The 19017-nt window shown below is 73.5% G+C and carries 14 protein-coding genes and 1 pseudogene; 11 read left to right on the top strand and 4 right to left on the bottom strand.

Translation table 11 applies throughout. The features are described 5' to 3' along the window. Positions 1–38: 38 nt before the first annotated feature. The 3 genes and pseudogenes from ACF088_RS11580 to ACF088_RS11570 all read left to right on the top strand — a co-directional run. A pseudogene (locus ACF088_RS11580) lies at positions 39–244 on the top strand (carbohydrate ABC transporter permease); the annotation flags it as partial. 6 nt (positions 245–250) lie between these two features. Continuing rightward, the gene (locus tag ACF088_RS11575) at positions 251–1570 is read left to right on the top strand and encodes a 6-phospho-beta-glucosidase (protein WP_392375451.1); all 1320 of its coding nucleotides are present in this window, start codon (positions 251–253) and stop codon (positions 1568–1570) included. Further along, positions 1561–2643: an N-acetylglucosamine kinase gene (locus ACF088_RS11570; protein ID WP_392375450.1), complete on the top strand. Its 1083-nt coding sequence runs from the start codon at positions 1561–1563 to the stop codon at positions 2641–2643. Before ACF088_RS11575 ends, ACF088_RS11570 begins: the two co-directional genes overlap by 10 nt. On the opposite strand, the gene ACF088_RS11565 is transcribed toward ACF088_RS11570, so the two are convergent. Next, positions 2607–3299, bottom strand: a complete 693-nt coding sequence (locus ACF088_RS11565; RefSeq protein WP_392375449.1) for a FadR/GntR family transcriptional regulator — start codon at positions 3297–3299, stop codon at positions 2607–2609. The genes ACF088_RS11570 and ACF088_RS11565 overlap by 37 nt on opposite strands. 318 nt (positions 3300–3617) lie before the next feature. Here ACF088_RS11565 and ACF088_RS11560 point away from each other — a divergent pair, with 318 nt between their 5' ends. The 8 genes from ACF088_RS11560 to ACF088_RS11525 all read left to right on the top strand — a co-directional run bounded on the left by ACF088_RS11560 (position 3618) and on the right by ACF088_RS11525 (position 15767). Beyond that, positions 3618–5006, top strand: coding sequence for a hypothetical protein (locus ACF088_RS11560; protein WP_392375448.1), 1389 nt, complete (start codon positions 3618–3620; stop codon positions 5004–5006). A gap of 20 nt (positions 5007–5026) precedes the next feature. Continuing rightward, positions 5027–6046, top strand: a complete 1020-nt coding sequence (locus ACF088_RS11555; protein ID WP_392375447.1) for a glutamate ABC transporter substrate-binding protein — start codon at positions 5027–5029, stop codon at positions 6044–6046. Positions 6047–6193: 147 nt separating this feature from the next. Next, positions 6194–7519: a hypothetical protein gene (locus tag ACF088_RS11550; RefSeq protein WP_392375446.1), complete on the top strand. Its 1326-nt coding sequence runs from the start codon at positions 6194–6196 to the stop codon at positions 7517–7519. Beyond that, entirely contained in the window at positions 7516–10110 is a 2595-nt protein-coding gene (locus ACF088_RS11545) for a tetratricopeptide repeat protein (protein WP_392375445.1), read from the top strand. Before ACF088_RS11550 ends, ACF088_RS11545 begins: the two co-directional genes overlap by 4 nt. 1 nt (position 10111) lies before the next feature. After that, the gene (locus ACF088_RS11540; RefSeq protein ID WP_392375444.1) at positions 10112–11740 is read left to right on the top strand and encodes a protein phosphatase 2C domain-containing protein; all 1629 of its coding nucleotides are present in this window, start codon (positions 10112–10114) and stop codon (positions 11738–11740) included. 342 nt (positions 11741–12082) lie between these two features. Further along, positions 12083–13435, top strand: coding sequence for a VWA domain-containing protein (locus ACF088_RS11535; RefSeq protein WP_392375443.1), 1353 nt, complete (start codon positions 12083–12085; stop codon positions 13433–13435). Positions 13436–13495: 60 nt separating this feature from the next. Next, positions 13496–15232, top strand: coding sequence for an FHA domain-containing protein (locus tag ACF088_RS11530; RefSeq protein WP_392375442.1), 1737 nt, complete (start codon positions 13496–13498; stop codon positions 15230–15232). A 130-nt stretch (positions 15233–15362) separates the two neighbouring features. Next, positions 15363–15767, top strand: a complete 405-nt coding sequence (locus tag ACF088_RS11525; protein ID WP_392375441.1) for a globin — start codon at positions 15363–15365, stop codon at positions 15765–15767. Between the two features lie 269 nt (positions 15768–16036). Here the strand turns inward: ACF088_RS11525 and ACF088_RS11520 are convergent, their stop codons facing one another. Genes ACF088_RS11520 through ettA form a run of 3 tightly spaced genes read right to left on the bottom strand, consistent with a single transcriptional unit; the run spans position 16037 to position 18914 of the window. Beyond that, entirely contained in the window at positions 16037–16789 is a 753-nt protein-coding gene (locus tag ACF088_RS11520) for a hypothetical protein (protein ID WP_392375440.1), read from the bottom strand. Next, positions 16786–17244: an acyl-CoA thioesterase gene (locus ACF088_RS11515; protein WP_392375439.1), complete on the bottom strand. Its 459-nt coding sequence runs from the start codon at positions 17242–17244 to the stop codon at positions 16786–16788. The genes ACF088_RS11520 and ACF088_RS11515 overlap by 4 nt, the downstream gene beginning before the upstream one ends. Positions 17245–17249: 5 nt before the next feature. Beyond that, positions 17250–18914 (bottom strand): energy-dependent translational throttle protein EttA, encoded by a 1665-nt coding sequence (ettA, locus tag ACF088_RS11510; protein ID WP_392375438.1) that lies wholly within the window; start codon positions 18912–18914, stop codon positions 17250–17252. Positions 18915–19017 lie beyond the last annotated feature (103 nt).

Below are 19017 nucleotides of genomic sequence, written 5' to 3'. Positions count from 1 at the left end.
GGGCTGCGGCCCGCGGATCCGCGCCGCGCAGCCGCGCAGCCGCGCAGAACCCGGCGTCCCGGACGCTCTCCTACGGGCCGGAGCCCTTCGAGAGCGCGCACGGCGTCACCATCAACCGGAAGCTCATCCCGGCCTCGACATCATGGCCGCGACACTGCTGGTCATGGTGCCGGTCGTCCTCGTCTTCCGCTTCGTACAGAAGGCCTTCGTCGAAGGCGTCACGCTCACCGGAGTGAAGGGCTGATCCTGTATGCCGTCTCCCCAGGGACGCACCCCGCACGCCCGCGTCAAACTCGCCGTGGTCGGCGGCGGCTCGACCTACACCCCCGAACTCGTCGACGGCTTCGCGCGCCTGCGTGACGTGCTGCCGCTGGCGGAACTCGTCCTCGTCGACCCGGCCGCGGACCGGCTGGAGCTGGTGGGCGGGCTGGCCCGGCGGATCTTCGCCAAGCAGGGCCACCCGGGCCGGATCTCCTGGACCGCCGACCTGGACGCCGGTGTCGACGGCGCGGACGCCGTGCTGCTGCAATTGCGGATCGGCGGCCAGGCCGCCCGCAACCAGGACGAGACCTGGCCGCTGGAGTGCGGCTGCGTCGGCCAGGAGACCACCGGCGCCGGCGGCCTCGCCAAGGCGCTGCGTACGGTCCCCGTCGTCCTGGACATCGCCGAACGGGTGCGCCGCCGCAACCCCCGGGCCTGGATCGTCGACTTCACCAACCCCGTCGGCATCGTCACCCGGGCGCTGCTCACCCACGGCCACAAGGCCGTGGGGCTGTGCAATGTCGCCATCGGCTTCCAGCGCAGATTCGCCGCGCTGCTGGGCGTCTCCCCCGGCGAGGTCGAGCTGGAGCACGTCGGCCTCAACCACCTCACCTGGGAACGGGCGGTGCGTGTCGCGGGGGAGGACGTTCTCCCCCGGCTGCTGGCGGACCACGGCGACGCCCTGGCCGAGGGCCTGCGCATGCCCCGCGCGCTGCTCGACCGCCTCGGCGTCGTCCCCTCCTCCTATCTGCGCTACTACTACCAGCACGACGCGGTCGTCCGGGAGTTGCGCAGCAAGCCCTCCCGCGCGGCGGAGGTCGCCGCCATCGAGCGAGAGCTGCTCGGCATGTACGGCGACCCGGCACTCGACGAGAAGCCGGAGCTGCTGTCGCGGCGCGGCGGCGCCTTCTACTCGGAGGCCGCGGTGGCGCTCACCTCCGCCCTCCTGCGGCACACCGGAGACACCCAGGTCGTCAACGCCCTCAACCACGGCACCCTGCCGTTCCTGCCCGACGACGCGGTGATCGAGGTGCCCGCGACGGTGGACTCGACCGGCGCCACGCCCCTTCCCCTGCGCCCCTTGGAGCCGTTGTACGCCGGGCTGGTCGCCCATGTCACCGCCTACGAACACCTCGCCCTGGAGGCCGCGCTGTGGGGCAGGGACGGCCGGAGCCCCGACCGGGCCGGCGGGCGCAAAGCCGTCTTCTCCGCCCTCCTCGCCCACCCCCTCATCGGCCAGACCGACTACGCGGACCGGCTCACCGACGACCTGATCGCGCACAACCGGGAGCACCTCACGTGGGCCTGAGGGGCACGGCGCTCGCCATCGACGCGGGCAACAGCAAGACCGACGTGGCGCTGGTGGCCACGGACGGCAGAGTGCTCGGCACGGCACGCGGCGGTGGGTTCCGGCCGCCGGTGGTGGGGATCGGCCCGGCGGTCGACGTCCTGGCGCCGCTGGTCCGGTCGGTCCTGGCACAGGCCCGGCTGACGGGTCCCGTCGGACACCTCTCCGCGTTTCTCGCCAACGCCGACCTCCCCGTCGAGGAGGAGGGCCTGACCGGCGAGATCGCGGGCCGGGGATGGGCGCGCACGGTGAGCGTCCGCAATGACACCTTCGCGCTGCTGCGGGCCGGGCTGCCGGACGACGGGGAGGGGGTGGGCGTCGCCGTGGTGTGCGGGGCGGGCATCAACTGCGCGGGGGTCGGTCGTGACGGTGCCACCGCGCGCTTCCCGTCCCTCGGCCGGCTCTCCGGTGACTGGGGCGGCGGGGCGTGCCTCGCCGAAGAGGCCATGTGGTGCGCGGCCCGTGCCGAGGACGGTCGCGGCGCACCGACCGCCCTGGCCGGTGCCCTGCCCGCGCACTTCGGCCTGGCCGGCATGCGGGAACTGGTCGAGGCCTTCCATCTGCGCGCCCTCCCCGGCCACCGCCGCCATGAACTGGCGCCGCTGCTCTTCTCCGTGGCGGATGCCGGTGACCCGGTCGCCCGCGCCCTCGTGGCCCGCCAGGCGGAGGAGATCGCGCTCCTGGCCACCGTCGCCCTGAAGCGTCTCGGCCTCCTCGGCGAAGGGGTCCCCGTGGTTCTCGGCGGCGGCGTCCTGGCCGCCCGTCACCCGCTCCTTCACGACCAGGTCATCCGGCTCCTCTCGGAGCGGGCCCCCGAGGCGGTGCCCCATGTGGTGACCGCCCCGCCGGTATGGGGCGCGGCCCTGGACACGTTGGACCGGGCGGGGGCGGGGGCGGGCGCCTACGGACGGTTGCGGGCGGCGCTGCGGGCGGCTCGGGAGGCAGGTCGACCGCCCGCCCCCCAGTCCCCCACCGGAGGCGCTGGGTCCGGCGCCCCTCAGTCCCCCACCGGAAGCGCAAGGTCCCGTACGTGACCGGCGAGGAGCAGGACCGCGGCGTCCACGGCGGCCCGGGGGTCCCGGGCGCGGATGGCGTCGGTGAGGCGGGAGTGCGGGTCGTCGGGAGCCGCGGTGGCGGTGTCCAGGCAGGCGGCGCGGCGGAGTTCCTCGCGCAGGGCGGCGCTCAGGGAGCGGTAGATGTCGGCGAGGACGGGGTTGTCGCCCGCCTCGGCGACCAGGACGTGGAACTCGGCGTCGGCGGCGGTGAAGGCCTCGCTGTCCTGCGCGGCGAGGGCGGCCTTGCGGCGGGCCAGCGCGGCTTCGATGCCGGCGAGCTGGAGGTCCGTACGGTGCTTGGCCGCCTGCCGGGCGGCGACCACGTCGAGGCCCTGGCGGACCTGGGTGACATGGCTGAGCTCGGCGCGTTCGAGGCGGCGGCGGAGGGCAACCGCGCTGTCGTCGTCGGAGATCACGAAGGTGCCGTCGCCCTGCCGGGGCTCCAGGAGGCCGGAGTGCACCAGGGACCGTACGGCTTCGCGGACCGAGGCGCGGCTGACCCCGAGGGTTTCGGACAGGGCGCTCTCGGGCGGGATGCGGCTGCCCACCGGCCAGGTGCCGCTCACGATCTGGGCGCGGATCTCGTCGGTCGCGGTCTCCACCAGCGACACCCTGCCCTTGCGGACCGACTGCACGAGATCACTCCCCCTTCGGCGCGGTGCCGGGCCCCGTGTCACCTGATGTCCGGCGCGGTGTCCGAGGCCGTGTCACCTGATGTCTGACGATTCCCCGCCCACTGTAGTGCCGGTCCCGGTGGCGCGGCGGGCCCCCGTGGACCGCGGCCGGAACACGGTCCTCGAACAAGATCTCCGAACAAGATCGGGGCAATCGCGGTGTGTGTGTCAGTGGCTACGGACATACTGCTGCCCATGCACCGGTTCTTCTCGTGAGCGCTCCCGGGCGCCGTGCGCGGAGGGGGCCGGTCCCGAAGTCAGCGCCCAGGGGGAGGTTCCGTGTCGGCCACCAGCGTGTCCACGAGCAGCGTGTCACCGCCCGCCGCCGGGCGCCGGACGGCCTGGGCCGAGGGGCTGGACGAGCTGCGTGCCGCGGCGACGACGGAGCCGGGCAGGCTGCGGGTGATCGGCGCGGTACTGGCCCTGCTGGTGGTGCTGTTCGGCGCGGTCACGGCCTGGCAGGTCGCGGACCGGGCGGCGGCCGCGGACGATGTGGTGGAGCACAGCCAGCCGCTCACCGCGGACGCGGCGAGCATCTACCGCTCGCTGGCGGATGCCGATACGACGGCCGCGGCCGGTTTCCTGGCCGGTGACAAGGAGAGCAGGGCGACGCGCGACCGGTATGCCGCCGATATCTCCACGGCGTCCGCGTTGCTGGTCAAGGCGGCCGCCAACAGCAGTGGTCCGGCCGGGGCCGGCGCGCAGATCGCGAAGCTCAACAGCGGGCTGCCGCGCTATACGGGGCTGGTGGAGACGGCGCGGGCGAACAACCGGCAGGGGCTGCCGCTGGGCGGCGCCTATCTGCGGTACGCCAATGAGCAGATGCGCACGGAACTCCTCCCCGCCGCACGGGCGTTGTACGACGCGGAGACGGACCGGCTGGCGGCGGACTACGGCGCGGCCAAGGCGCGGCCGTGGTGCGCGGTGGCGGCGGGCGTGGTGGCGCTCGGTGCGCTGGGGTGGGCGCAGCGGCGGCACTACCGGCGCACCAACCGGGTGTTCAACAGGGGCCTGCTGGCGGCGACGGCCGCGTCCGTGGTGGTGTTGGGGTGGCTGGTGGCGGGCCATAGCGTGGCGCGTACGGGGCTGACCGGTTCGTATGAGCACGGGGCCCGGTCGCTGCGGGTGCTCAACGAGGCGCGGATCGATGCGCTGCAGGCGCGCGGGGACGAGAATCTGACGCTGGTGGCGCGCGGTGCGGTGCTGACGAACGGCCAGGAGGATTTCTACGAGGCCGGTTTCCGTTCCCGGATGGCGGACCTGGCGGGCCGGGGCGGGCCGGGGAATGCGTCGGCGAAGAGCAGGCTGGGGGCGGCGCTGGCGCTGGCCGACGACGAGGCGGGCCGGCGTCCGGTGCGTGCGGCGCTGACCGGGGTGCGGCAGTGGCAGGCGCGGCACGGCGAGGCGCGGACGGCGGACGACAAGGGCGATTACGACCTGGCGCTGGCCAAGGTGATCGGCACGGACGGGTCCACCGGGGAGTCCTTCGACCGGGTGGCCGCCGGGCTGCAGCAGGCGCTGGTGCACGAGCAGGCGGAGTTCCGGTCGGCGGCGGACGCCGGGCGCAGGGCACTGGGCGGGCTTCCGGTGGGGGCCGGCGTGCTGGCCGCGTCGGCGGCGGTGGGTGCGGTGCTGGGGATCGGCCGCAGGCTGGCGGAGTACCGGTGAGGGGGCCTGGTGAGAGGGGCATGCGGGTGCGCGCGCGAGAGCTGGTGAATCTGCGTGCCGTCCTTGCGCCGGTCGCATCCGGAATGTGTGTGATGGCCGCGGCCGCCGCCGTGCTGGTGCCGGCGCTGGGCGGCGACGCCGAGCGGGCCGGGCACGGTCCCGGCCGGGTCTCCCCGCCCGCGGCGACACACCGGGCGTACGGCCCGGGGGCGGCCGCACCTGCCGCCGCGCCGTGCACGGCGCGTACCGCCGCGGAGAGTCTGCGCCCCTCACCGGACGACGGTGCGGCGGTGACACGGATCAAGGAGCGGGGCCAACTGGTCGTCGGGGTGGACCAGAACACCTACCGGTGGGGGTACCGCAATCCGTCCACCGGCACGCTGGAGGGTTTCGACATCGATCTAGCGCGGGCGATCGCCGCGGACATCCTGGGGCCGCATCCCCATGTGGTCTTCAAGGCGGTGCCGACCAACCAGCGGATCCCGGCGCTGCAGAAGCGTGCGGTGGACATGGTGGTGCGGACGATGACGATCAACTGTGCGCGCAAGCAGCAGGTGGCGTTCTCGACCTCGTACTTCCAGGCGGGGCAGCAGGTGCTGGCCCCGATCACCTCGACGATCAAGGCGTTCGACGATTCGCTGCGGGGCCGGCGGGTGTGCACGGCGGCGGGTTCGACGGGCGAGACGGCGCTGCGGGCGCAGCGGCACGGCGCACAGGTGCTGACGGTCCCCAGCCAACTCGACTGTCTGGTGCGGCTGCAGCTGGGCCGGGCGGATGCGGTGGTCACGGACAGTGCGCTGGCGGCGGCGCAGGCGGCGCAGGATCCGAGGGTGGAGCTGAAGGGCGAGCCGTTCACGGACGAGTCGTACGGCGTGGCGATGAACAAGGGCGACACGGATCTGGTGCGGCGGGTGAACAAGGTCCTGGACGACTACCGGGGCGGCGGCGACGACAGCGCCTGGATGCGGGCGTACCGCAAGTGGCTGAAGGCCGATCTGCCGGGCATATCGGGGCCGCCCGCGCCGGAGTACGGCGACTGATCGCTCCAAGGAGCGGAGTAGTGCCACTGCTCGCCCCGGGAGGACCGGATGCCGTCACTATGGAAGAGGTCGTGGGAGGAGCAGACCGCAGCGGCCGCCCGGCCGCGGCAAACGCCGTGCACCGTACGCGTATTGGAGAGGTGATCGATGGGGGTCCCTGGACCCTTCCCCGGTTCTCCGGGGGAGCCCGATGCCCCGGTGCTGGGCCGGGAGGAGGTGGACCGCGCCCTGGCGCGGCTCGGTGCCGAGTACGAGGCGATCGAGACGTCGCTGCTCGCGTTGCAGGACCACGCGGGGCGCCGGCTGCTGGAGGGCGCCGATCTGGCCGGCACCACCAAGGAGCGCTGGGCCGCCGCGGAGCGGTCCATCACGGTCCTGTGGACGCTCTTCGACGCGTACACGGCGGCGCTGGAGACGGCGCGTGAGCTGCGGGCGCGGCGGCGCTGGCCGTCGCCGGAGGATCTGGCGGAGCTGACCGGGCTGCTGTACGGCGACGGGGTGACGGTGCCGGGCGCGGTCGCGGCCGGCGGCGGTACGCCGAGCGGCCCGGCCCTGAGTGGCGAGCGGTTCCGTCCGGAGGAGCTCGTCGAGCGGATGAACGCGCTGTACGCGCAGTCGCTGGATGTCATCGTCGCCGCCGATGCGGTCTGGTCTGCGCTGCCGGCCCGGATAGACCTGCTGTCGGCCGAGTTGCAGCGCACGCGTTCCCTGGCGCATTCGGTGGGAGTACGCCCCGGGGAGCATCCGGCGGGCGACGACCTGGAGCGGATCACGGACGAGCTGCTGCGGCTGCGGGAGAGGGTGATCGCGGATCCGCTGGCGTTCTGGGTGTCGTCGTCGACGGGGAGTTCGGCGCCGGGCGGAGGCCGCCCGGACACCGCGCGCTACGACCGTGCGGCCCGTGCGCTGGAGGACATCCGGCGTGAGGTGGCGGCGGTGCTGGATGTGCGGCAGGACGCGGAGCGGCGGCTGATGCAGCTGCGGGACGTGCTGTCGCGGGCGGACCGCACGCTGACCGAGGCGCGCCAGGCCCGGGGCGAGGTGCTGGCCAAGATCGCCGCGTCGGAGGTGCCGGCGGTCAGCGGCCCGTCGACGGCGCTGCACGAACAGCTGGCGGCGGCCGCCGACTACCGCAGACGGGCACAGTGGCACCGGCTCTCGCCGCTGCTGGACAGTCTGGAGGAGCGGGCGGAGGACGAACTCCTGCGGGCCCGCGAGTCGTTGACGGCGGTCACCGCGCCGCTGGCGGTGCGGGCCGAGCTGCGCGGCCGGCTGGATGCGTACAAGGCGAAGGTCGCACGTCACGGTTTGGCGGAGGATCCGCTGCTGACCGAGCGGTACGACCTGGCGCGGCGGATGCTGTGGAGTGCGCCGTGTGATCTGCGGGCGGCCGAGCAGGCGGTGTGGCGCTATCAGCAGGCGGCCGCGGAGGCGTTGGCCGCGCAGCAACTGGAGGGCAGGGGGGATTCGTGACGGAGCGGGCCGACGAGCGCTGCCAGCGGCGGGAGTGCACGGGCGGTTATGAGGACGTCGGCGGCGGTGAGCTGTACTGCGACCTGTGCGGACTGGCGCCGGTGGTCTCGCCGGACGGTCTGCTGTCCTCACCGCCCACGGGGCTGACGGGCCGGGCGCTCGCGGGCGGCACGGCGGGCCGCGAGGCGGCGGGGGCGTTGCTGACGATCCCCTCCCCCGCCCCCGGTTCCGGCCCCGGTTCCGGCCCCGGCACGCGCACCGCCCGCTCCTCGGCCTCGCGGCGCTCGGTGCCCGGGCGGCACTCGCGGGCGGTGTCCGGCCAGGGGCCGGAGCGCGGTGTGGCGGCGGTGTCGGTGCGCGGTGCGGGCAGCGGCTCGTCGTCCGGGGCGGCGCGGGGGCGGCTGGGCGCGGGGCTGGTGGCGGTGCCGGAGGTACCGCGGCCCGATCCGCGTACCGCGGTGCTGGAGCATCCGGAGGTCCCGGAGCGGAAGCGGTTCTGCAGCCGTACGGACTGCGGTGCGCCGGTGGGCCGGGCGCGCGGTGAGCAGCCGGGCGCTACGGAAGGGTTCTGCATCAAGTGCGGCCACCCGTACAGCTTTGTGCCCAAGCTGCGGCCCGGTGACATGGTGCACGGCCAGTACGAGGTCGCGGGCTGTCTGGCGCACGGCGGGCTCGGCTGGATCTATCTGGCGACGGACCATGCGGTCTCCGACCGGTGGGTGGTGCTCAAGGGGCTGCTGGACACCGGCGACGAGGAGGCGCTGGCGGTGGCGATGTCCGAGCGTCGCTTCCTCGCCGAGATCGAGCACGCCAACATCGTGCGGATCTACAACTTCGTGGAGCATCTCGACCGGGCGACGGGCAGCCTCGACGGCTACATCGTCATGGAGTACGTCGGCGGCAAGTCGCTCAAGGAGCTCGCCAACGACCGGCGCACGCCCCAGGGCAGGCGCGATCCGCTGCCGGTCGAACAGGCCTGTGCGTACGGCATCGAGGCACTGGAGGCGCTCGGCCACCTGCACCGCCGCGGCTACCTCTACTGCGATTTCAAGGTCGACAACGCCATCCAGCAGCACGACCGGCTCAAGCTGATCGATATGGGCGCGGTGCGCAGGATGGACGACCACGGGAGCCCGATCTACGGCACGATCGGCTATCAGGCACCGGAAATCGCCGCGCTGGGCCCGTCGGTCTCCTCCGACCTCTACACCGTCGCCCGCACCCTGGCGGTCCTCACCTTCGACTTCCAGGGCTATACGAACGTCTTCGCGGACTCCCTGCCCGATCCGGACCACATCGAGGTGTTCCGCAGCTACGAGTCGTTCTACCGGCTGCTGGTGCGCGCCACGGACCCGGACCGGGCACGCAGATTCGCCTCGGCGGAGGAGATGGCCGAGCAGCTGACGGGCGTACTGCGGGAGGTGGTGGCGCTCCAGTCGGGCGAGCCGCGGCCCGCGCTGTCCCCGCTGTTCGGGCCCGAACTCCGGGTGGTCGACACGGAGCTGATGGCCGCGGCGGAGGGCGACAGTTCGCTGCTGGGCGCGCGGGGGGCGGCGCCGGCGCGCCCGGCGCGGCCGTCCTCCGGTGGCCCGGCGCTGCGCCCCCTGGACGTCGCCGGCGCCGCCCTGGCCCTGCCGGTGCCGCGGGTGGATCCGGACGATCCCCACGCCGGGCTGCTGGCCGGGCTGCTGGCCGCCGCGCCCGCCGAACTGCTGGGCGCACTGCGCTCGGCGCCCGCCGACTCCCTGGAGGTCCGGCTGCATGCGCTGCGCGCCCGTCTGGAGACGGGTGACGGCGCGGCGGCGCAGCGGGCGCTGGAGGAGATCGCGGCGGAGCCCGCCGAGCAGTGGGCCGCCGCGCGGCGGGGCGGCGACGGGCCCGGCACCCGGGGCACGGACTGGCGGGTGGTGTGGCATCGCGGCCTGGTGTCGCTGACGACCGGTGACCGCGAGAGCGCCGCGCTGGCCTTCGACGCGGTCTACGACGCCTTCCCCGGTGAGCCGGCGCCGAAGCTGGCGCTGGGGATTTGCGCGGAGCTGCTGGGCCAGCTGGACAACGCCGTCGAGTACTACCGCCTGGTGTGGGCGACCGACCGCAGCTATGTCGGCGCGGCGTTCGGACTGGCACGGGTGCGGCTGGCGGCGGGCGACCGCACGGGCGCGGTCGGGGCGCTGGAGTCCGTCCCGGAGTCGTCCATCCACTACATCGCGGCGCGGATCGCGGCGGTCCGCGCCCGGCTGCGGGGGCGCCCGCCGCGCGATCCGCTGACGGCGGATCTGCGGGCGGCCGCCGAACAGATCGAGGCGCTCGCGGACTTCGGTCTGGACGCCGAACGAAGGGAACAACTCACCACCGAGGTACTGGGCAGCGCCCTGGACTGGGTACTCTCCGGTAGCCACGGTGCCGGGCCGGACGGTACGGCGGGCGTGGCCGAGCGGCCGTCGCTGCTCGGCTGCCCGCTGGACGAGCGCGGTCTGCGGTTCGGCCTGGAACGGTCGTACCGCCTGCTCGCACGGCTGGCGCAACGTGGTGAGAAAAGGATCGAACTGGTGGAGCGGGCCAACCGCTTCCGCCCCAGGACGTGGGTGTGACATGGGTGTGACTGAGCCGTCCCGGTGCCCGGGCTGCGACGAGCCGCTCGCTGCGGGAGACAACTTCTGCGGGCAGTGCGGCGCCGCTCTCCCGGCGCCCGCCGCACCGCCGGCGTACGCCGCCCGGCCCGCGCACGGCGTCCCCGCCGTGCCTCCCGTACCCCCCGTGCCGCCCGTGCCACCGGCGCCCCCCGGGGTGCCCGGTCCGCCGGCCGCCCACGGTGCGGGTGCGGCCGGGCCGCCGCCCCCTCCGGACCCGCAGGCCCGTCTCCCGTACGGGGACGCGGGCACGGTCCCGGCGCCGGTGCCGGTGCCGGGCAACGCCCCGCCGTTGCCCGGCCATGCGCCCTCGGTGCCCGGCCCCGCACCGGTGGCCGACACGCCGCCGCCCGTGGGTGCGCCGGTGGGCCCGCCCGGCGCCCCGCCCGTCGACCCGCGCGTCGCCGGATACGAGGCGGTCGCCGACGCGGCGGGCGCGGAGCCCGGTGCTCCGGCCACGGAGCCCGGTCCGGCCGCTGCGGAAGGGAGTGCGCCCGGCCTGACCGCCCCCCGGACACCGGACACCGAACCCGGTCCGCCCGTCGCGCCCGCCGCCACGCCCGCCGTCGCGGCCGCCGGTGGGCCCGCAGCGGCGGGTGCCCCGTCCGGCACCACCCCCGCTCACGACACCGCCCGCGACACCGCCCGCGACACCGCCCGCGACACGGCCCAGGTCACCGCCCGCTGTGCCGCCTGCCGTTCCGGCGCCGTGGGGCCGGACGGCTACTGCGAGCACTGCGGGCACGCCCAGCCCCGTGAACGCGACCACATGGAGCGCGAGGTGGCGGGCATCGCGGCGGTCAGCGACCGGGGCCACCGACACCACCGCAACGAGGACTTCTTCGCGCTCCGCGCCGCCGCGCTCCCCGACGGCACCCCCGCCGTGGTCGCGGTGGTCTGTGACGGCGTCTCCTCGGCGACCCGCCCGGACGAGGCGTCCACGGCAGCGTCCGAGGCCGCCGGCGAGGCGCTGCGGACCTCGCTGCCGCGCGGTACACATCCCCAACAGGCCATGCACGAGGCCATCCTGGCGGCCTCCTCCGCAGTCGACGCGCTGGCCCCCGACCCCTCCTCGGCGCATGACGAGCACCGCCAGCAGAACGCCCCGGCCTGCACCTTCGTCGGTGCGGTGGTCGGCGGCGGGCTGCTGACCATCGGCTGGGTCGGCGACAGCCGCGCCTACTGGATCCCCAACGACCGTTCGGCGCCGCCCGCCCGGCTCACCGAGGACGACTCCTGGGCCGCCCAGATGGTCGCCAACAACCTGATGTCCGAGGCCGAGGCGAACGCCGACGAGCGGGCGCACGCCATCACCGGCTGGCTCGGCGCGGATGCGTACGAGGTCGAGCCGCACACCGCCACGTTCAAGCCGGACGGGCCCGGTGTCGTGGTGGTGTGCACCGACGGGCTGTGGAACTACGCCGAGTCCGCGGAACAGATGGCCGCGGTGCTGCCGTACGACGCGCCCAGCAGGCCGCTGGAAGGCGCCCGCAGGCTGGTCACCCACGCCCTCGACGGCGGCGGGCACGACAACGTAACGGTGGCGCTGGTGCCGTTCCCCGCCCCCACGGGGCGGGCAGAATCGGCCTGACCAGCTCACCACCGCACCGGTCGAATGCCTGATGCCGGATGCCGGATGCCGGTGGGGCGCACGGCACGAGGCGCCACGTACGAGGCACGGCGCGCCCGGTGTGCAAAACGGTGCGCCCCACGCACCGCAACGACGCCGCACACACGGGGGCGGAAACGCGCCACACCACGCGCCCTGCACAACCCGCACCACGTGCCGCGCAGGGCACGCCCCATGTGCCCTGCACGGCACGCCCCATGCGTCCCGCACGGCGCGCCGCACGCGCCACGCATGACGCAGCACGGCCCCGACGGCCCCGACGGCCCCGATCGACCGGTTACGGCGTCTCAAGGAGCGGAACGGATGGCCAACTTCACCAAGTCCCGTGTGCCGAGCTTCTCCGCCGAGGTGTACCAGAACCCCTACCTGCCCGAAGGCGGGCGCGAGGTGCACGCCATCGTGACGGTCACGGCGACCGGGGGCGGCACGACCGGAGGCCGGCCGGTCTCTGCGGTGGGCACCGGCAGGCCGGACGCCGGCGTGGTGATCATGGTGGACTGCTCCGGGTCGATGGACCATCCGCCGGAGAAGCTGCGCGGCGCCCGTGAGGCGACGGCCGCCGCCATCGACACCGTGCGCGACGGTGCCGGCTTCGCGGTCGTGGCCGGAACCCACCGGGCCGCCGAGATCTTCCCCGGCGGCGGCCGGCTGGCCGTGGCCGGTGCGGCAACCCGCGCGCGGGCGAAGGACGCGCTGCGGAAGCTGAGCGCGGGCGGCGGTACGGCCATCGGGACCTGGCTGCGGCTGACCGGCCGGCTGCTGTCGGGTGCCGAGATGGGTGTCCGGCACGCCCTTCTGCTCACCGACGGCCGCAATGAACACGAGTCGGCGCAGGATCTCCGCGCCGCCCTGGACGCCTGCACCGGCTCGTTCACCTGCGACGCCCGCGGTGTCGGCACGGACTGGGAGGTCAAGGAGGTCACCAAGATCGCCTCGGCGCTGCTCGGCACCGCCGATATCGTCGCCGATCCGGCCCACCTCGCCGCCGACTTCACGCAGCTGATGGAGACGGCGATGGGCAAGGAGATCGCCGATGTCGCCCTGCGGCTGTGGACCCCGCTGGGCGCCGAGACCGTCTTCGTCAAGCAAGTGGCGCCCGCCGTGGCGGACTTGACCGGCCGACGCCGGGACTTCGGCCCGCGGTCGGGGGACTATCCGACCGGCTCCTGGGGCGACGAGTCCCGGGACTACCACCTCTGCCTGCGGGTCCCCGCCGCCGCCGTCGGCCAGGAAATGCTGGCCGGCCGCGTCTCGTTGATCATCTCCGCACCGGACGGCCTTGCCCCGTCCGCCACCCCGCCGCAGCCCCTGACGCAGGGGCTCGTACGCGCCGTGTGGACGGACGATGTGACCGCTTCCACATCGATCAATCCGCAGGTCGCGCACTACACAGGACAGGCGGAACTGGCATATGTCATCCAGCAGGGCCTGGATGCCCGCAAGTCGGGTGATACCGACGGCGCCATGGCGAAACTGGGCCGTGCGGTGCAGCTGGCAGGCGCCTCGGGGAACGAGGAGACTGCGAAACTCCTTGCGAAGGTGGTGGACGTCGTCGATGCGGCGACCGGTACTGTGCGACTGAAGGCGAAGGTCGCCGAAGCGGACGAGATGACTCTCGAGACGCGCTCGACGAGAACCGTTCGCGTGAAGAATTAGCCACGATCAGTACCGAGCAGTTCCACCGCAGCACATCGGTACGGAGGGGGAAGAACCGACATGCCGACCTGCCCGAGCGGCCACCAGTCGGTGGCCGAAGACTGGTGCGAGGTGTGCGGCCAGCGGATGGCGGGCGCTGTGCCCCCGCCGCCCTCCCTGCCTGCAGGTTTCCTGAACACGCCGCCCAGCCAGCCGCCCGGACAGCCCGGCCCGCCCCCCGGACAGCCCGGTCCGCCGCCCGGACAGCCCGGCCCGCCGCCCGGCGGCCCCGGCCCCGGCTTCGGTGGTCCCGGCGCTCCGGATGGCCAGGGCGGTCAGGGCGGCTACGGCTTCCCGCCTCCCGCACCCGGCCCCGCAGCTCCCGGCCCCGGCCCCCAGGGCGGCCAGGACGGTTACGGCTTCCCGCCGCCCGCACCCGGCCCCGGCCCCCAGGGCGGCCAGGACGGCTACGGCTTCCCACCTCCCGCCCCCGGTCCCGCAGCTCCCGGCCCGGGCCCCGGCACCCATGGCGGTCAGGGCGGCCAAGGCGGTCAGGGCGGTTACGGCTTCCCGCCTCCCGCGCCGGGTCCCCAGGGCGGCCCCGGTCATTCCGGGCAGCCCGAGACGTGCCCGCAGTGCGGTACCCCGCGTGAGGCGATGGCGCCGTTCTGTGAGGGCTGCCGCTACAACTTCCTCACCAACTCCCCGACGTCCTACGCACCGCCGCCCGCCCAGCAGCCGGGCCCGCAGGGCGGCCAGGGCGGCTACGGCTTCCCGCCGCCCGCACCCGGGCCGCAGGGCGCCCAGGACGGCTATGGCTTCCCGCCGCCGCAGCAGCCCCAGCCCCAGCAGCAGCACGGCATGCCCCCCGGCGGCCCCGGTCAGCCCGGCCCCGGCGGTTTTCCCGACCAGCCCGGCCCCGGCGGTTTTCCCGACCAGCCCGGCCTCGGCGGCCCCGGCGGCTTCCCCGGCATGCCCGGTCCCGGCCCGGCAGGCCAGCCCGGCCCGCCGCCGCAGCAGCAGCAGGGCGGCGACGACTGGACGCTGAATCCACCGAGCGCCCAGGCCGGGCCCCCGCCGATGGCACCCGCGCCGCCCGGCCCGGGCCCGCAGGCCCCGTACGAACAGCAGCAGCCCGCGCCGTTCCCGCCGCAGCCCCCGGCGCCGTTCGAACAGCAGCAACCGCAGGCTCCGTACGAACAGCAGCCGCCGCAGGCTCCGTACGAACAGCAGCCGCCGCAGGCTCCGTACGAGCAGCAGCCCGGCCCGTACGAGCAGCAACAGCAGCAGCCCGCTCCGTACGAGCAGCAGCAGATGCCGCCGCAGCAGCAGCCCGGACCCGACCAGCAGTGGAACGCTGGCCCCGGCCAGGGACCCGCGGCACCGCCGCAGGGTCCGCAGCCGGTCGTCGGCAACGGCTGGGTGGTGGCGATCGCGCCGGACCGCGAGTACTTCATGGCGATGATGGGCCGCAGCGGCCCGGAGGCGGCGGGGCTCAACCTGCCCTCGTACTCCCCCGAGCAGGTGCTCCCGCTCGCCAACGGGCAGATCGCGGTCGGCCGCCGCCGGAACAGCACCGGCGAGGCCCCGGACATCGATCTGGGCAGCGCGCCGGAGGACCCGGGCGTCTCGCACCAGCATGCGCTGCTGGTGCAGCAGCAGGACGGTAGCTGGGCGGTGGTGGACCAGAACTCCACCAACGGCACGACGGTCAACCTCGCAGAGGACCCCATCCAGCCCTATGTGCCGGTACCGCTCCATGAGGGCGACCGGGTACATGTCGGTGCCTGGACGACGCTGACCGTCCGCCGCGGCTGACCCGCCACAGTCCGCCGAGCGACCCCGGGGCGTGATCAACCGATCACGCCCCGGCCGCATTTCCGGCCGTCGCCGGTCTCTCCGTCCTACGACCGAAGTCCTCGGCCGGGACGTCTGCCACCATGGACGGGTGAACAAGATTCCACGCGGCACGCTTGAGGAGCAGACCTTCTACGAACAGGTCGGTGGCGAGGAGACCTTCCGGCGCCTGGTGCACCGCTTCTACCAGGGAGTCGCCGAGGACCCGCTGCTGCGGCCGATGTACCCGGAGGAGGACCTGGGCCCGGCCGAGGAGCGGCTCGCGCTCTTCCTCATGCAGTACTGGGGCGGCCCCCGTACGTACAGCGACGGGCGCGGACACCCGCGGCTGCGGATGCGGCACGCCCCCTTCACCGTGGACCGGGCCGCCCACGACGCCTGGCTGCGCCACATGCGGGACGCGGTGGACTCGCTCGACCTGTCCGAGGCACACACCACGCAGCTGTGGAACTACCTGACCTACGCTGCCGCCTCGATGATCAACGCCGCGGACTGACACGGACTGACGCGAACCGACTCGCGCTGATGCGGACTGACACGGACTGACGCGAACCGACTCGCGCTGATGCGGACTGACGCGGACTGAGGAACGCATCACACCGGGCCGGGCTCCCGCCGGAACCCGCCCGCCCGGTCCGTTCCGGCCAAGTCCCTTTCCCGAGCACCCACGCTCTGCGGCAGCCCTGCGGCAGCCCTGCGGCAGCTCTGTGGCAGCTCTGTGGCAGCTCTGTGGCAGCCCTGCGGCAGCCCTGTTGCACCGCCTCGTCAGGCAGGCGTCACCGTGAGCCCCGACAGTCCGGTCAGCCCGGCCGGGCCCCCGGTCCGTACGGCAATCGACCCGTACGGGGTGCTCAACCGCAGCCAGCCGCCCGCGGACAGCAGGCTCAGCGGCCGGTGCTGCGGTGCGGGGGCAGCGGCTCCGGGAGACGTACCGCCCCCCACGAGCGCATCCGACCGCACCGGCCGCAGAAAGCCCAGCGACTGCGCGGCATGCGCGGCGCGCAGCGGAAGATGGGTGTCGCCGAGGGTCCGCGACCAGATCTCCCGGCCGATACGGTCCCGTTCACTGCGGGTACGGTGCTGCGGCGGCAACGCCTCGTCACGGGCCCGGAATTCGGCGACCGCGCCGGCCACCGCACGCACCAGCGCCTCGGGCGCGGGCAGCCCCGGCACCCGCTGCCAGCCGCCGCGCGGCGGCAGCAGCCCGGTCCACGGCGGGCCGGTGACCGCGGCGGGCACGGTCACCGCGTCCGCCGACTCCTGGATGCCTTCGAGGAGTTCACCGGCCGAGACGGTGGCGTCCACAGCGCTGATCCCGGCGTCCGGAGTGCTGTTCCCGGCGAGCCGGGCGGTGCGGATCGCCAGCACCTCGAAGGACGGCGGACGGCCGAAGACGGCGAGCACCCCACCACCGGCCTGGAGGCGTACCGCGGCGGCCTTGTCGTAGTGGATCAGCCGGGCGAGGAAGGCGGCGAGATCCGCCGCCTCCCCCGCGTCGGCCAGCTGCAGCGCCGTCATACCGCGACGGTCCCCTTCGGCTGCGAGGTCTGCTGCGGCGTCTGGTGCGACGCGTCGTCCAGATACTCCTTGAGGATCGCCTTCTCCTCCGCGGTGAGGCGGCGGGGGCGTTCCTCGGTGAAGTTGAACGGGACGACGACGGTCGAGGCCCGCAGGTAGAGGGTGTCCTCGTCCTTGACCTCGTAGCCGACCGTCATCGACGCCGCGCTGATCTTCGTCACCCACAACTCGATGGTCACCGGCGCGGGCCGGTGCACCAGCGGCCGCACATAGTCGATCTCGTGCCGGGCGACCACCGAGCCGCCCGTGAACGACGGGCTGCCGTCCCCGGGCGCCAGACACCGCATGAAGTCGATCCGCGCCTCTTCGAGGTAGCGGACGAACACCGCATTGTTGACATGGCCGAACGCGTCCATGTCCGACCAGCGCAGGGGGCAGGAGTAGAGGTGACGCACGGCGGTCAGCCCCGGGTCAGCTTCTTGTACGTGGCGCGGTGCGGACGGGCCGCGTCCGCACCGAGGCGCTCGATCTTGTTCTTCTCGTACGACTCGAAGTTGCCCTCGAACCAGAACCACCGGGATTCGCCCTCGTACGCCAGGATGTGCGTGGCGACGCGGTCGAGGAACCAGCGGTCGTGGGAGACGACCACGGCGCAGCCCGGGAACTCCAGGAGCGCGTTCTCCAGCGAGGACAGGGTCTCGACGTCGAGGTCGTTGGTCGGCTCGTCGAGGAGCAGCAGGTTGCCGCCCTGCTTGAGGGTGAGCGCCAGGTTGAGGCGGTTGCGCTCACCACCGGAGAGCACCCCGGCCGGCTTCTGCTGGTCCGGGCCCTTGAAGCCGAACGCGGAGACATAGGCGCGCGAGGGCATCTCGACCTGGCCGACGTTGATGTAGTCGAGCTCGTCGGAGACCACGGCCCACAGGGTCTTCTTGGGGTCGATGTTCTCGCGGCTCTGGTCGACGTAGGAGATCTTGACGGTCTCGCCGACCTTGATGTCGCCGGAGTCCGGGGTCTCCAGGCCCTGGAGCATCTTGAACAGCGTGGTCTTGCCGGCGCCGTTCGGGCCGATGACGCCGACGATGCCGTTACGGGGCAGGGTGAAGCTCAGGTCGTCGATGAGGACCTTCTCGCCGAAGGCCTTGTTGAGCTTCTCGACCTCGACGACGACATTGCCCAGGCGCGGGCCCGGCGGGATCTGGATCTCCTCGAAGTCCAGCTTCCGCATCTTGTCGGCCTCGGCGGCCATTTCCTCGTAACGGGCCAGTCGCGACTTGGACTTGGCCTGCCGCCCCTTGGCGTTGGAGCGGACCCACTCCAACTCTTCCTTCATACGCTTGGCGCGCTTGGCGTCCTTCTGGCCCTCGACCTTGAGACGGGTCTGCTTGGTCTCCAGGTACTTGGAGTAGTTGCCCTCGTAGCCGTGCAGACGGCCGCGGTCGACCTCGCAGATCCACTCGGCGACGTGGTCGAGGAAGTACCGGTCGTGGGTGACGGCGACGACGGTGCCGGGGTACTTCGCGAGGTGCTGCTCCAGCCACTGCACGGACTCGGCGTCCAGGTGGTTGGTGGGCTCGTCGAGCAGCAGCAGGTCGGGGGACTCCAGCAGCAGCTTGCACAGCGCGACGCGGCGGCGCTCACCACCGGAGAGGTTGGTGACCGGCCAGTCGCCGGGCGGGCAGCCCAGCGCGTCCATGGCCTGCTCCAGCTGAGTGTCCAGGTCCCACGCGTTGGCGTGGTCGAGGTCCTCCTGGAGCTTGCCCATCTCCTCCATCAGCGCGTCGGAGTAGTCGGTCGCCATCAGCTCGGCGACCTCGTTGAAGCGGTGGAGCTTGCCCATGATCTCGGCGGCGCCGTCCTGCACGTTCTGCAGCACGGTCTTGGACTCGTCCAGCGGCGGCTCCTGGAGGAGCATGCCGACGGTGTAGCCGGGGGAGAGGAACGCGTCACCGTTCGACGGCTGCTCAAGACCGGCCATGATCTTCAGTACCGTGGACTTACCGGCGCCGTTGGGGCCCACGACACCGATCTTTGCGCCAGGCAGGAAGCTCTGCGTCACGTCATCGAGGATGACCTTGTCGCCGTGCGCCTTGCGCGCCTTGCGCATCGTGTAGATGTACTCAGCCAAGAGAAACCGTCCGGCAGATTTGGATGGATCAGGGTCTGTGCGCCACCGCCCCAGGGCCGTCATACGCCGTGACCATGGGAAGGGCAGATACACCCATCTTGCC

The sequence above is a fragment of the Streptomyces sp. NPDC015125 genome (genome assembly GCF_043080045.1).
Classification (GTDB): Bacteria; Actinomycetota; Actinomycetes; order Streptomycetales; family Streptomycetaceae; genus Streptomyces.
Note: the sequence above shows the minus strand (reverse complement) of the source record. Positions and strands in the feature narration are given on the sequence as shown.